We start from the raw sequence: 13,822 nt of genomic DNA on the forward strand, positions 1-13,822 counted from the left end.
GGAACCTCTAAAGAATAAAGCTTAATGTTGCGACGATAATAAACGCGATACCGCCAAGTAACGTTTCCATTACCGTCCAAGTTTTTAATGTGGTTTTCTCATCCATCTCAAGCAAACGAGATACCAACCAGAAACCAGAGTCATTGAAGTGAGACAGTACCGTTGCACCACCCGCAATCGCGATTACGATAAAGCAAAGGTCGAGTTCACTCAAACCTGTTGATGCAGCCACAACTGGCGCGATAAGAGCTGCCGTAGTGGTTAGCGCTACCGTTGCCGAGCCTTGAGCAACACGCAGACAGGTTGAAATCACAAACGCCGCCACAATCACAGGCATACCTGTGTCTGTAAGAACGTCAGCCAGTGCATCACCGATACCACTTGAACGCAGTACGCCGCCAAACATGCCACCAGCACCCGTTACTAGGATAACGCCACAGATTGGAGCCAATGACTCACCACACAATTTTTCTAGTTTTGCCATGCCGTAGTCTTTGGCAAACACAGCCAGACAGACAATCAAAGTAATCAGCAACGCGACTGGAGTTTTACCTAGCATACGTAGGAACTCAACCAGTGCCGTTTTGCCATCAATCACACCCGCAACCGCCAGTGTGTTCAGTACCGTATCCAAACAGATTAGCAGGACTGGCAGCACAAGGATGGTCATAACCGTGCCAAATTTTGGTGCGTTGCGCTCATCCACCATCGCTTCGCCATTAAAGAAGGCTTTAGATAGTGGGATATCGAATTTTTTGCCCGCGTACAAACCAAATAGGTAAGCGCCAAGGTACCAAGTTGGAATAGCCACCAGAATACCCACCACCAATAACAGACCGATGTTTGCACCAAGGAATTCTGCCGCTGCAACCGGACCTGGGTGTGGTGGAACAAACGCGTGCATAACCGCAAAAGCACCAGCTGCAGGCAACGCGTATTTAATTGGTGAGCCACCAAAACGAGCCGCCACACTTAGGATGATTGGCATCATCACTACAAGGCCAGCATCGAAGAAGATTGGGAAGCCAAACAGTAATGAAGCGACGCCCAAAGCAAATGGTGCGCGCTCTTTACCAAAGCGACCAATCAAAGTGTCTGCCAGCACTTTCGCACCGCCAGTCACTTCAAGAATTTTACCGATCATCGCACCAAGACCAACCAGCAATGCCACGGAAGCCAGCGTGCCGCCGAAGCCGCCCATCATGGTCGATACGACTTTCTCTGAAGGAACGCCAGTGGCGATTGCCGTACCTAAACTCACCATAGTAAGGGAAGCAAAAGCATGGACTTTCAGTTTAATGATCAGAACGAGTAACGCTGCAATGGCAAGGCCTGCAATCGTCAGTAGGAACGTAGGATCTGGGGCTTGGGTTAATTGCTCCATAGGTTCACCTTTAAGAATTATTGTTTGTGTTATGGTTCACATTTATTTCAGTTACCGGTAACATGTTACCGATAACATGAATAAGATAAACCCATATTTTAAAGTGAATTCAAAAATTGAGATCACGCGCAAATTTGGTTATGAGGATAAGTTATGGCTGGTAGTAGTGTCATCGTTATGGGCGTTTGTGCTAGTGGTAAAAGCACAATTGGTGAGCATCTAGCGAAAAAGCTAGGGCGTAAATTCATTGATGGTGATGATCTTCATCCACGAGCGAACATTCAGAAAATGGCATCGGGCCAGCCTCTGAACGATGATGATCGCAAGCCATGGCTAGAACGCATTCGTGATGCGGCGTACAGCCTAGAAAGCAAAAACGAACACGGCATTATTGTCTGTTCAGCACTGAAAAAGATTTACCGCGATCAGATCCGCGAAGGTAACAACAACGTGACCTTCTTGTTCCTTGATGGCGATATGGAGTTGATCCTTAATCGCATGCGTATGCGCAAAGGCCACTTCATGAAAGAAAACATGGTGAAGAGCCAATTCGAGACACTAGAGCGCCCAGACAACGAGCCTCAAACTCTGATCGTCAGTATCGACGGAGACATCAGCGACGTGGTGGAACGCTCTGCTACTGAGCTAATCAAAATGCAAGCGATCGAGGTGGCGTAATGACTCACTCTGTTGTTCTTGAGGTCACACAGCGTTTGACCGAGCGCAGCCGTGAAGCGCGCGCTGCGTTTCTTGCTCGCACCGAAGTGCAAGCCGAAGCGGGCAAAGGCCGCGTTGGTTTATCTTGTGGTAACTTAGCCCATGCAGTCGCCGCTTCTTGCTCTTCTGAAAAGAAAAATATTCTCGATTTTACTCATGCCAATGTCGCGCTGATCAGCGCCTACAACGACATGTTGAGCGCCCACCAGCCGTACCAAGACTACCCAGCACAAATCAAAAAAGTGCTGGCGGACTACGGCCATACAGCGCAAGTCGCAGGTTGTGTGCCAGCGATGTGCGATGGGGTGACTCAAGGTCAAGCCGGCATGGATATGTCACTGTTTTCGCGTGACTTAATTGCGCAATCAACGGCGTTGTCTTTGAGTCACAATGTCTTTGATGCCACATTACTGCTTGGCATCTGTGACAAAATCGCACCGGGGCAACTGATGGGCGCGCTGTCTTACGCACACCTACCAACGGCGTTTGTGCCAGCGGGTCTGATGGCAACAGGCATCAGCAACGAAGAGAAAGTCGACGTGCGCCAAAAATACGCAGCGGGAGAAGTCGGCAAAGACGCTCTGCTGGATATGGAGTGTCGCGCTTACCACTCTGCGGGTACGTGTACATTTTACGGCACCGCCAATACCAACCAGTTGGTGTTCGAAGCCATGGGCTTGATGCTGCCAGGTTCGGCATTCATTCATCCCCATACCCAACTGCGTAAAGCGTTAACCGATCACGCAGCTCTGAAAATCGCCTCTATGACGGCGGGTTCTGCACACTTTCGTCCGCTGGCCGAGGTGGTCACAGAAAAGAGCTTGGTCAACGGCATCATCGCTCTACTTGCATCTGGCGGCAGTACCAATCACACCATTCATATGATCGCCGTGGCGCGTGCTGCTGGCATCTTGCTCACGTGGCAAGACATCAGCGATCTGTCGGATGTGGTTCCTTTGTTAGCTCGCGTTTACCCGAACGGCCCAGCCGATATGAACGCGTTCCAAGACGCGGGTGGCGTGCCTGCGTTATTGCACCGCTTGAACGAATCCGAGCTTTTGCATCGCGATGTGAAACCCGTGTTTGGTGAATTTGAAGACCAAATGACGCTACCGAGCCTTGTCGATGGCCAACTGACCTGGACATCGTGCCAAGGCAGCCAAGACGGTGACGTGATCGCCAAACCAGACGCCACATTCCAAAATACTGGCGGCACTCGCGTACTGACTGGCAACTTAGGCAAAGCCGTGGTGAAAGTGTCTGCGGTGAAAGAAGAGCAACGCGTGATTGTGGCACCAGCGATCGTATTCCAATGCCAACACGAAGTGGAGGCCGCGTACAAACGTGGCGACCTGAACAAAGACTGCATCGTTGTGGTCACACACAACGGCCCAGCGGCAAACGGCATGCCTGAACTGCACAAGCTGATGCCAATTTTAGGGAACGTGCAAAAAGCGGGCTTTAAAGTCGCGCTAGTGACGGACGGTCGTTTATCTGGTGCATCCGGTAAAATTCCGTCTGCGATTCACGTTTCTCCAGAAGCCATTCGTGGTGGCGCGATTGGTTTGGTGCGCAACGGTGATTTGATTCGTCTGGATTGCCAAACGGGTGAACTGAACAACTTAAGCGACACCACTGGTCGCGAGTTGATTCATTTCGATACCGAATCGACCCAACAAACTTGGGGACGAGGTCTGTTTAGCGTGATCCGCCAAAACGTATCGAGTGCAGAAGAAGGCGCAAGCTTTATTGTTTAAGGCGAGAAGAAAGACCTCGTCGTTCCGACGAGCCCAAGCAAGATCAGGAATTTAATATCAACGTGCTGTGAAGCCAGAGAAAACTCCTCTGCCACAGCACTTTTTGTTGGTAGATTCTGAATCACGCTCGTCCCTCGCTGTTCAGAATGACGAGCGTTGGGATTGGCCTCGGTTCTTTTTAAAAATGAATGAGTCCGTCATTCCGACGAGCCTAAGCAAGATTAGGAATCTACTATCAACGTGCTGTGAAGCAAGAGAAAATCCCCCTCTGTTACAGCACTTTTTGTTGGTAGATTCTGAATCACGCTCGTCCCTCACTATTCAGAATGACGAGCTTTGAGATTGGCCACCGCTATTTCTAAAAACGAATGAATCCGTCATTCCGACGAGCCTAGGCGAGATCAGGAATCTAATATCGACATGCTATGACGTCAGAGAAAATCCCCTCTAATACAGCACTTTTTGTTGGTAGATTCTGAATCTTGCTCGTCCTTCGCTGTTCAGAATGACAAGCTTTAGGATTGGTCACTGCTCTTTCTAAAAAAATGAATCCGTCATTCCGACGAGCCTAGGCGAGATCAGGAATCTAATATCAACGTGCTGTGAAGCCAGAGAAAATCCCCTCTAATACAGCACTTTTTGTTGGTAGATTCTGAATCTTGCTCGTCCTTCGCTGTTCAGAATGACAAGCTTTAGGATTGGTCACTGCTCTTTCTAAAAAAATGAATCCGTCATTCCGACGAGCCTAGGCGAGATCAGGAACCTAATAGCAAAATGCTGTGAAGCCAGAGAAAACTCCTCTGCCACAGCACTTTTTGTTGGTAGATTCTGACTCTTGCTCGTCCTTCGCTGTTCAGAATGACGAGTTTTGAGATTGGCCTCGGTTCTTTTTAAAAATGAATGAGTCCGTCATTCCGACGAGCCTAGGCGAGATCAGGAATTTAATATCAGCGTGCTGTGAAGCCAGAGAAAACCCCTCTACCACAGCACTTTTTGTTGGTAGATTCTGAATCACACTCGTCCCTCGCTGTTCAGAATGACGAGCTTTGAGATTGGCCACCGCTCTTTCTAAAAACGAATGAATCCGTCATTCCGACGAGCCTAGGCGAGATCAGGAATCTAATATCAACGTGCTGTGAAGCCAGAGAAAATCCCCTCTGCTACAGCACTTTTTGTTGGTAGATTCTGAATCTTGCTCGTCCTTCGCTGTTCAGAATGACGAGCTTTGGGATTAGCCTCAGTTCTTTCTAAAAAAATGAATCCGTCATTCCGACGAGCCTAAGCGAGATCAGGAATCTACTATCAACGTGCTGTGAAGCCAGAGAAAACCCCTCTGCTACAGCACTTTTTGTTGGTAGATTCTGAATCACGACCGTCCCTCGCAGTTCAGAATGGCAAGCTTTAGGATTGGCCTCGGTTCTTTTTAAACGAATGAATCCGTCATTCCGACGAGCCTAAGCGAGATCAGGAACCTTGCTCGTCTCTTGCTGCTCAGAATGACGATATCTAGCATTCAGTAAATTACATCAAGCGGTCTTCATCACTACGACGGCAGCAATCACCACAAAGATACCAAACCAGCCGATTGGCTTGAGTTTCTGCTTAAACAGCAAGGCTCCACCCACTGCGGTACCCAAGATACCGATCGCACCCCAAGAGGCATAAGCAATGGCTAAGTCGATCTCTTTCACCGCTTGTGCCAACAGCGTGAATGCTGTCAGTACCAACACAATCGCCGCAATGCCCCAGCCTTTATATTTAAAACCTTTTGAGCGTGTCAGCGCCATATTGGCCATGATATCGACCAAGGCAGCCATCACGACAAATCCAAATGACATCGTAAAAAATTGACTCATGATTCGCACCTTGTACTAGTAGAAAATGAACGTTCTTTTGCCGGTTTATCGGCGTTTTTCTTAGCGTTAGGTTGACCATGTGATTCCCCTAAGGTCACACACACAATGCCAACAACGGCTAACATCAAACCAAACAACTCTTGATGGTTTAAGTTGGCATCAAAGGCGATGATCGACACCACGGTGATCAACGAGATACCCAACCCTTCCCAGACAGCGTATGCCACACCGATAGATATTTTCTTCGCGGCAAACGCGAGAAAGTAGTAAGAGATTGCGATCAGCACATACATTACGATGTAGCCCCACCACCCGTGCCCTTGTCCGATAAGAGACATAGTGCTTGTGCCAGCCACTTCGGCAACGATAGCGAGCAATAAAAATAGACGTGCAACTAGCATGATTAATCCTCCATCAGAAATTAAAAAAATGCATAACGGAGAATGGTGAATGTCGCGTACCTGTATCGACATTCAAAAAGTTAAAAAGATAAAAATGAGCCACTTCTCCTGACTATTTGAGATAAGATTAGCGCTGGGTAGGAAAAAGAGACAGGTAATTGAGATATTCATTTTTGAATATCTTAAGAAGTAGGTTGTCTATGTAATCACACAATATTGATAAGGTTAAAGCATCTACTCTCTCATTCAGCCGATGCCATAAGGTGACGTCATTTCGTAAAAATCAGCGGCGTATTGAGGGTTTGTCGCACCACTTTATGTAGGTGTCTGTGCAAAGGATGGTTGCGGTTGGTTTGAAGGAAACCGCCAGAGACAACAAACTGGCTAAACTCACGATTAACGGGTGGCATTGCGTAAGAGGCGAGTTCTGGCATCAACAATGCCGAGCTTTGACTGGCATACATAATCGCGTCGGTTTCTTGCAACATTTGGCAAGCCAAACGCAAATTATAGGACTTCAGTAACACTACTGGCTCATAACCCATGCGTCGATACTCGGACTCCACGGTACAAAGCGGTTTATATGACGCGGGCGCAGGCAAAGAGACAAGTGGTAGTTTGGACACCGTGTCCCAATCATTGCTGACTTTCGACAACGTTGGGTGGTTTTTGCGCGCCAAAATCACTCGTTTTTCAACGAATAACGGGCGCATGTAAATGTCTTTCGACAGCTCGGTCTCTTGGTCAAGAATGCAGTAATCGTGCTCGCCTTCTAACATTTCATCGTGCGAGTAAGTATTCCAGCTGGAAAAGGCAAAGTGCGCTTTGGGAAAGGCTCGATGACAACCAGTGAGCAGTCGCTGCCCTTGCTCATCCATCAAATAAGGGTCAGTTACAATCGCAATCTGCCCTTGGTATTGCAGTGGGTCGAACACTTCAAATTCTTGCACCACTTTTTCCAGTGGTGCAACCATATTGTCGAACTCGGCGGCGAGACGAATCGCCATGGGTGATGGCTCTACCCCATGTGCTTTACGCACAAAAAGCGGGTCATCAAACACTTGCTTCAACTTCATCACGCCGCGGCTGGCGCTCGGTTGAGAAATGCCAAGCTGCATTGCGGCCAGCTTGATGCTGCGGTTTTCCACCACAGCTTTTAATAAACGCATTAAGTTGAGATCCAATGCATCCAGCTGATGTGCCATACCCTAACCTACCAATACCATTGATGAGCGAATACAAAGAGCAGTTAACAATTAGTTAAACACTCTCTCCCGACGTGATCTGATAACCCATATCGAAGACTTTTTCTTCTTGTGTTTCGCCTTTCAGGCGCGCAATTAATAGCTCTGCGCTCTTTACACCAATTTGGAAACGCGGCGTATCAACGCTGGTCAGTTTCGGGCTGATGGTTTGACCGATATCCAGCGCGTTATAGCCCGCCACTGCCAATTGCTGTGGAACTTGAATGCCACGTTGCTGCGCACTCAGCATGGTGCCAATTGCGATGTCATCGTTGGTACAGAACACCCCATCGAGCGTTGGGTGCGTTTCCAGTGCGCGTTCGAGCAAATCATGCGCTAAAGAAAAACTAGAATGATCACCAGTTAATACATGTTTGGGTTCTAGCCCTGCTTCTGTCATCGCGCGATCGTAACCTTGCATCCGCAATTTGGTTCGCGTATCCAGACGCGCGCCAAAATAGACGATTGTACGCTTCCCCGTATCTAGCATCTGCTTAACCACGGTGTACGACGCATCTTCATGATCGAGTCCAACCGCCATATCAATCGGCTCCGATGGCAGTTCCATGGTTTCGACCACCGGAATGCCCGCATTTTTGATCATCTGTAATGTACGCGGCGTGTGATGGCTTTCAGTTAGAATAAGCCCATCGACTTGATAAGAGAGTAATGACGCGATCTTGCGCTCTTCTTCAAGCTCATCGTAGCTAAAATGCGCTAAAAGCGTCTCATAGCCATTGGCTTTGGTCACCATCTCTATGCCCTGAACAAAGGAAGCAAAAATTTGGTTGGACAAAGACGGCAGTAAAATACCAATGGCTTTACTGGAGGACTTTGACAACATCGCCGGTGCACGGTTTTCGATGTAACCCATCTCTTCAATCGCAGTCGCAATCTTAGCACGAGTCTTTTCTGCCACCGATTCAGGGTTACGCATATAGCGTGAAACGGTCATCTTCGTGACGCCAACCTGGTCTGCGACATCCTGCAATGTCGTACGAGTTTTCTTATTCTGTTGAGCCATAAATATGTGATTTATCAGTAATGTTACAAGTAACATTATGACGAATAGACTCTCTCCCGACAAGCTCAGTGAAAATAATTCGCAAAATCATGACGTTATTACTCCATTAGCCATCAAATTGCGTTTCATGGATTGTGAATCAAAACCGAATAAATAAATGACATTTATATCAAAGTTCTTATAAAATGCCGTACCTAAAAGAATAAGACATTAGTCACAGTGCAGTTAGGCTCTAGCGAAACCCAGATTTACTACCACCTGCTTGATCTGGACGACTCCCAAAAGCAGCAATACCTCCAAGCATTGCAACGAAGTCAACCTGAGCTGTATCGACAACTCGTTCCTCTTTTAGCCAACGAGACACCGGAAGAACAACTAACGCAGTTACTTTATTTTGGTGCTCATCAGGCAACGAACCAAGACGTCGATCTAAGCGGAGAAATCATCAGTAAGTACCGCCTAACTCATGAGTTGGGGCGTGGTGGCATGGGTGTCGTATACGCAGCTCTACGTGCAGATGAAACGTTCGAGCAAGATCTGGCTATCAAGTTTATTCAAAGCAATTTGAGCAATGTGTTAGGGCAACGCGCACTCTTCGATGAAGCTCAACTTCTCGCGCGTCTAAACCATCCTTACATCGCGAAAGTGTTTGACGGCGGTCTCCATCAAGATTCGGTTTACATCGTGATGGAGCGGGTGTTTGGTCAAACTTTGGATGAGTACCTATCTGAAAATAAGCTAGAAAAAACGGAGAAGCTGCTGTTGTTTAAGCAGATCTGCCAGGCGATGGAGCACGCCCACCAGCACCAGGTTTTGCATGCCGATCTAAAACCAGAAAATATACTGATTGATCGTAGCAAGCGTCCCAAGCTGCTTGACTTCAACTTGACTCAAAAAGCGCACTCCAACCGAGAAGATTCACCCTCAGCGCTGATTGCGTTTAGCCAAAATTTTGCCAGCCCAGAGCAGCAAGCAGGACAGGTTCTAACAGAGCAAAGCGACGTGTACTCCTTAGGCAAAATTCTCGCTTTGATGTTTCCATCACCAACAATTTGGTCTGATGTTTACTGGGTGATAAGACGCGCAACGCGTCCTGCCACTCAAATGCGATATATCAATGTTCGAGCATTGCGCATTGATATCGAACGAATTATCGAACGCCGTCCAATCGAGCAGAAAAAAAACTGGCCATTGTATAGCGCCTTTCGCTTGGTACAACGACGTCCCCTTGCTTCGGTATTGTCAGGCATCATTGTGCTCTCTGGTGTGTTATTTGGCAGCGCCATGATGCAAAAGAATATCCAGTTGCAACAAGAGAAGAAGATTGCAGAAGATATGATGTACGAAATGACTCGCCTCATCTTCCACGCGAAGGGGCAAAATGTCGAACATCTCTCAGTGAACTCCATGATGGAGTTAACACGAAGGCGGATACTCTCTAACCCAGATATCCCCAAACATATAAAACAAAAAATGTTGTTGGCGATGATGACACCGGTGCCAGAGAAGCACCTAACTACACCAATGAGTTGTCAGCCAAATTGTGCGTCTAAGGACAGCACCAACCAATAAGGCTTAAACAAGATGTATACACGTTCAGTGGTATTTTGGCTGTCTGCATTGACGGCTACGTCCACGTTGGCAGCAGACGTTTCAGTTGCCACTTCACACCCACCAGCTTCAACCTTGAAGCAAGGCTACTTTATCGACGCCCCAGTGACTGGCCTGTATTACAAAACCAGTTCCAATATCACTGGCGTCACTCAGCAAGGAGCATTTCATTACCAACCCGGTGATGTAATTAGCTTCTTCCTTGGTAACGATGATAAAGGTTATCTGCTGACGACCTTATCAAGCCAAGAAGTGCTGACGCCGACGATGGCGACAACCAAACCTAGCCGCAGCATCAATATGACGCGTCTGCTGCTTTCTCTCGACAGCACGCCTGAGAATCGTGAGGAAATTGTCCTAGCAAACCGTGTGCTGTCTGATCCTCACTTTCAAAGCCAGCTCAAAGGCCTTGATCTCAATTACCTGGATGACGCTAAACGCTACCTCAATCTCGATTGGGTATCTGTCAATGAGGCGATTGAGCACCTAAACGAAAGCCAGCAGTACATTGAAAAAAACTTTTCCTCTGATGAGATCATTTTTGAACCTCGCGACATGACGTTCAAAAACATCGTCATCAAAAAGAAGGATTGGCAAGGCCGCGCTTGTGCTTACGATCTACGCTATCAGCATCATCCCAAATATCGTCCTCCTATTGGTGAAACTCGATTCACTATCACCAAAGACTCATTGATTGAACACCCAAGCATTGGCGATCATTTTCAAGGCTGCTTCCTCTCGATGAAGCGCCCTATCACGGAAGATGTCGTCGAACCGATAAGCAAGTTTGCGGATTGGTTTAATATCGTTGGTTGTTCAATCACAGGGTGCACCCGCAACGACTTGAATGGCTTCTCTCTCGAAGACTTCGATGATGAAGGCGACTGGAAGTACCGCTCCGTTGCCCTCAATTTTGATCCGAGCACCGAGTTATTGATGGAAAAAGTACAAGGTCTCGGGCGTAAAAAAAACATCCAACACAATAACCGCACAGAAATGCTCTGGTTTACGTATCCCAATACTAGCGAACACGATATTGACTACCTCGGCGTGTGGCAGCAAACCGAATACCACCAACAGTCCATGACACAATCGTGCCTATTGATGCTCCATCAACAAGTCATGCGACTGCCGCAAAATACGGACACCTGCCCAACCGATACAAGCCTGTACACCCAAGATGTTACCCGCGAATTTGCCGACATGTGGTGGGTCAACAATAGCGCCCCCAAAGCCGAACTCGCGCAAATGAACGTCATGGTACGTTGGTCAACAACCCCATCTGAAATCAATTACACCACCTGGGAATACTTGCCAGCTGGTGCAACTTGGGAGCAAGGCATTTTATATCGCTATCAACAAAATGTTCTGCGCAACCAAGACGGTTCCGATCGCATTGAAACCCACACCATTTCTGAATTTGTCAAAGTGAGCGAGGATGTATAACCATGGCAACAGCAGTAGCACTGACACAAATCATTCAACAATGGCAATCTGGTGATAAACGAGCTGAGAGCGAGCTCTATCAGTTTGCTTATTTACAGTTGCGTAAGATCGCCCAGCACGAGCGTGAACGAAATGCAGAAAAGTACGGCACCGACAACAAAGTACTGGCAGACAGCGTCAACAGCACCACGGCATTAATTCATGATGCTTACCTGAAAATGTCCAACTGCGACATGAGTGAAATTGAAACAAAGCGCGATTTCTTTTTGATGGCCGCCAAAGTGATGCGTCAAATCTTGATCGACAACGCACGCTCGCACCAAGCACAAAAGCGTCAACACATTACATTGATGAGAGATGAAGAAGATCGTTTCGAGCAATTGATTATCATGGATAAAGCTCTGGATAGTTTCAGTAGCCGCTATCCACGCCAATCGAGCGCACTCAAACTCAAGTATTTAATGGGCATGAAAAACCAAGAAATCAGTGAGCTACTCGAGTGCAGCGCAAGCCTGATAGAGAAAGACCTCAAATTCTCTCGCAGTTGGCTACAATCACGAATGGCGCACACGTAATCATGAACAAAAAGCTTTGGATAATCGGCGCAGTATGCGTCGGTTTGTTCGGTATTTACTTCATTTCAAACAAACACAATTTGGCATCTGTGAAAGACTCGTCAGACAACGCCGACAAGTCAACCCAGCAAGCACATCGTCAATATGAGCGCACATCTTTAGTTGAAGTAAAGCAAGCGTTGACAGGTTCTGCGTTGGATCGCACTCCTAAAAAGACGGGAGATGACGCATTTAACTCCGCCCTTTTAGGACAACCTGGCCCTGTTACGAATCCATTTCATACCACAGAAGACAACACGTTTTACGAGTCAGCATTGGGTGATAAGAACAGCCGACCACAAGAGGACCCATCAGAGAATAATAAACCCATCATCAACCTCACTGTGGAACAGCAGCTACAAACCATTATTTATGCTTGGGAGCTGAAACAAAACTCTCCGGTGAGTTATTCGCTCAACCTTAACCAGCTTTTTGAAGACCCAGATGGCGATCTCCTCACCACTCAGATTTGGCTTGAAAACGCCAATGGGTTAAGAGTCCTCAACCAAGGACAAATGATGGTACAAGGAGCGCCTGAGGAAATAAAAACCACCACATATTTGGCGGTAGCAGCGCGCGATGATTATCACGGTAATAGCGATCATGCATGGGTCACAACGCGCTTTGAGTTACCCGTTATCACACCCGATCAAAATGACACAGAACATCCGTTAGTTGGCGATGTAGTTTATCGCCTAGAGACGACACAAAATCTTGCCGGTATCGCGTACGCGTATGAAGTGGTGTATTGCGAGGCCTTTCAGTTTGAGGGGGGCGAAGTAAGTTATGCCGCCTCACACAACAAACGCCAGTGTCCTGAAAAGGGAGACTTGAAAAAAGTGGGCAAGTACAAAATCAGTGATGACTCGTTGATCGTTTATGTCCAAGGTGTACGCCAAATTTGGACCATCAAAAAAGAATACCCATCTCAGGTTCATGAAGATACTCGGAACTACTTCACCACCGTGTTTGATGGTAAACAATTCGAAAGCTATACCATGCAAAAGAACAAGCAGTCCATGGAAAAGCGCATCAATGCACCGACAGGACGATATCTGCATCAAATCTCCTTTTTTGATTATTTGCTACCTCTCCCAAGTGGGGGGTATCTGGTTGCTGAAGTTGGCAATTATATTTATCACTATGGTACTCAAGTCATTGGTCCTCATGGTGAAAGCATCGAATCCGATTTCAATTTACACACTTATGGTCCTAACCTGTATTGTAGCGATGTCGCCATTTGGTATCACAGCCATGTCATTGCTGGTCAAGGAGACTATCAAATCGACATCATATCAGACCCTAACCCAGACGATCCGACTTACCAAATTGATTGCCACGAGTTCATCAGCACCCCCGCTACTGGACAACAATCGTTATCGTTTGATCTTAACTATTCCCCTTACGACGAGCTACTTGATGGCGAGGTGTATAGCTACATTTTACGTCCAAAACCTGAGCTCGCTGATCGCGTTGAGGAATTTAAGATCAACATGATTTATCACGCCCCTGTCCTTAGCGACACCCAATAAACCTTTTTTACAGGTGGTTATTTTAACAAAACAATCATTTCCAAAATAAAACTGGAACCGTGATCAAATTATAAATTTTCCATCATAGACAAAAAATAGAAATAAATTTTACGGGTTTTGTGCGGATTTTCGTGTCTTGAACCTAAGCTCAATAGTCATTAAAAAGACACCACTCTCTTATATCTCACTAGTGAGATATAAAGAAAAAAAGAATAAAAAAAGCGACTTTCTCATTC

Annotated in this window: 11 protein-coding genes; 6 read left to right on the plus strand and 5 right to left on the minus strand. The window is 47.0% G+C overall.

Going from position 1 to position 13,822, the window contains the following annotated elements:
* Nucleotides 1–7: 7 nt before the first annotated feature.
* Nucleotides 8–1,384 (minus strand): GntP family permease, encoded by a 1,377-nt coding sequence (locus R7E38_RS20035; protein ID WP_012841240.1) that lies wholly within the window; start codon nt 1,382–1,384, stop codon nt 8–10.
* A 153-nt stretch (nt 1,385–1,537) separates the two neighbouring features.
* On the opposite strand from R7E38_RS20035, the gene R7E38_RS20040 reads away from it, so the two are divergent.
* Together R7E38_RS20040 and edd are read left to right on the plus strand one after the other, a co-directional pair.
* On the plus strand, nt 1,538–2,062 hold the full coding sequence (locus R7E38_RS20040; protein WP_047103696.1) for a gluconokinase: 525 nt from the start codon (nt 1,538–1,540) through the stop codon (nt 2,060–2,062).
* Nucleotides 2,062–3,858 (plus strand): phosphogluconate dehydratase, encoded by a 1,797-nt coding sequence (edd, locus tag R7E38_RS20045; RefSeq protein ID WP_213912312.1) that lies wholly within the window; start codon nt 2,062–2,064, stop codon nt 3,856–3,858. The genes R7E38_RS20040 and edd overlap by 1 nt, the downstream gene beginning before the upstream one ends.
* A gap of 1,526 nt (nt 3,859–5,384) precedes the next feature.
* Here edd and R7E38_RS20050 read toward each other — a convergent pair.
* From R7E38_RS20050 to R7E38_RS20065, 4 genes are all read right to left on the minus strand, one after another.
* Nucleotides 5,385–5,714 carry an SMR family transporter gene (locus R7E38_RS20050; RefSeq protein WP_005478614.1) on the minus strand — a complete coding sequence of 110 codons (330 nt, stop codon included), beginning with the start codon at nt 5,712–5,714 and terminating at the stop codon, nt 5,385–5,387.
* The gene (locus R7E38_RS20055; protein ID WP_005379135.1) at nt 5,711–6,115 is read right to left on the minus strand and encodes an SMR family transporter; all 405 of its coding nucleotides are present in this window, start codon (nt 6,113–6,115) and stop codon (nt 5,711–5,713) included. The genes R7E38_RS20050 and R7E38_RS20055 overlap by 4 nt, the downstream gene beginning before the upstream one ends.
* A 269-nt stretch (nt 6,116–6,384) precedes the next feature.
* On the minus strand, nt 6,385–7,320 hold the full coding sequence (locus R7E38_RS20060; RefSeq protein ID WP_213891688.1) for a LysR family transcriptional regulator: 936 nt from the start codon (nt 7,318–7,320) through the stop codon (nt 6,385–6,387).
* A 55-nt stretch (nt 7,321–7,375) separates the two neighbouring features.
* Nucleotides 7,376–8,383, minus strand: coding sequence for a substrate-binding domain-containing protein (locus tag R7E38_RS20065; RefSeq protein ID WP_017636149.1), 1,008 nt, complete (start codon nt 8,381–8,383; stop codon nt 7,376–7,378).
* Nucleotides 8,384–8,602: 219 nt separating this feature from the next.
* Between R7E38_RS20065 and R7E38_RS20070 the strand changes: the two genes are divergently transcribed.
* The 4 genes from R7E38_RS20070 to R7E38_RS20085 are packed head-to-tail and all read left to right on the plus strand — an operon-like array spanning nt 8,603 to nt 13,586.
* Nucleotides 8,603–9,955 (plus strand): serine/threonine-protein kinase, encoded by a 1,353-nt coding sequence (locus tag R7E38_RS20070; protein WP_053349772.1) that lies wholly within the window; start codon nt 8,603–8,605, stop codon nt 9,953–9,955.
* 12 nt (nt 9,956–9,967) lie between these two features.
* Nucleotides 9,968–11,440, plus strand: a complete 1,473-nt coding sequence (locus R7E38_RS20075) for a chromosome partitioning protein ParA (RefSeq protein ID WP_238852437.1) — start codon at nt 9,968–9,970, stop codon at nt 11,438–11,440.
* Between the two features lie 2 nt (nt 11,441–11,442).
* A complete protein-coding gene (locus R7E38_RS20080) occupies nt 11,443–12,015 on the plus strand; it encodes a sigma-70 family RNA polymerase sigma factor (RefSeq protein ID WP_005379118.1) in 573 nt (190 codons plus the stop codon).
* Between the two features lie 2 nt (nt 12,016–12,017).
* Complete coding sequence (locus R7E38_RS20085) at nt 12,018–13,586, plus strand: hypothetical protein (protein WP_042523865.1); 1,569 nt, start codon at nt 12,018–12,020, stop codon at nt 13,584–13,586.
* Nucleotides 13,587–13,822: the final 236 nt, after the last annotated feature.

Source organism: Vibrio sp. Vb2131, from assembly GCF_033338535.1.
GTDB classification, from domain to species: domain Bacteria; phylum Pseudomonadota; class Gammaproteobacteria; order Enterobacterales; family Vibrionaceae; genus Vibrio; species Vibrio alginolyticus.

Excerpts from the sequence above, each read along its gene's own strand:
- R7E38_RS20035 (WP_012841240.1), bottom strand. The coding sequence starts at position 1,384 with ATGGAGCAATTAACCCAAGCCCCAGATCCTACGTTCCTACTGACGATT.
- R7E38_RS20040 (WP_047103696.1), top strand. The coding sequence starts at position 1,538 with ATGGCTGGTAGTAGTGTCATCGTTATGGGCGTTTGTGCTAGTGGTAAA.
- edd (WP_213912312.1), top strand. The coding sequence starts at position 2,062 with ATGACTCACTCTGTTGTTCTTGAGGTCACACAGCGTTTGACCGAGCGC.
- R7E38_RS20050 (WP_005478614.1), bottom strand. The coding sequence starts at position 5,714 with ATGAGTCAATTTTTTACGATGTCATTTGGATTTGTCGTGATGGCTGCC.
- R7E38_RS20055 (WP_005379135.1), bottom strand. The coding sequence starts at position 6,115 with ATGCTAGTTGCACGTCTATTTTTATTGCTCGCTATCGTTGCCGAAGTG.
- R7E38_RS20060 (WP_213891688.1), bottom strand. The coding sequence starts at position 7,320 with ATGGCACATCAGCTGGATGCATTGGATCTCAACTTAATGCGTTTATTA.
- R7E38_RS20065 (WP_017636149.1), bottom strand. The coding sequence starts at position 8,383 with ATGGCTCAACAGAATAAGAAAACTCGTACGACATTGCAGGATGTCGCA.
- R7E38_RS20075 (WP_238852437.1), top strand. The coding sequence starts at position 9,968 with ATGTATACACGTTCAGTGGTATTTTGGCTGTCTGCATTGACGGCTACG.
- R7E38_RS20080 (WP_005379118.1), top strand. The coding sequence starts at position 11,443 with ATGGCAACAGCAGTAGCACTGACACAAATCATTCAACAATGGCAATCT.
- R7E38_RS20085 (WP_042523865.1), top strand. The coding sequence starts at position 12,018 with ATGAACAAAAAGCTTTGGATAATCGGCGCAGTATGCGTCGGTTTGTTC.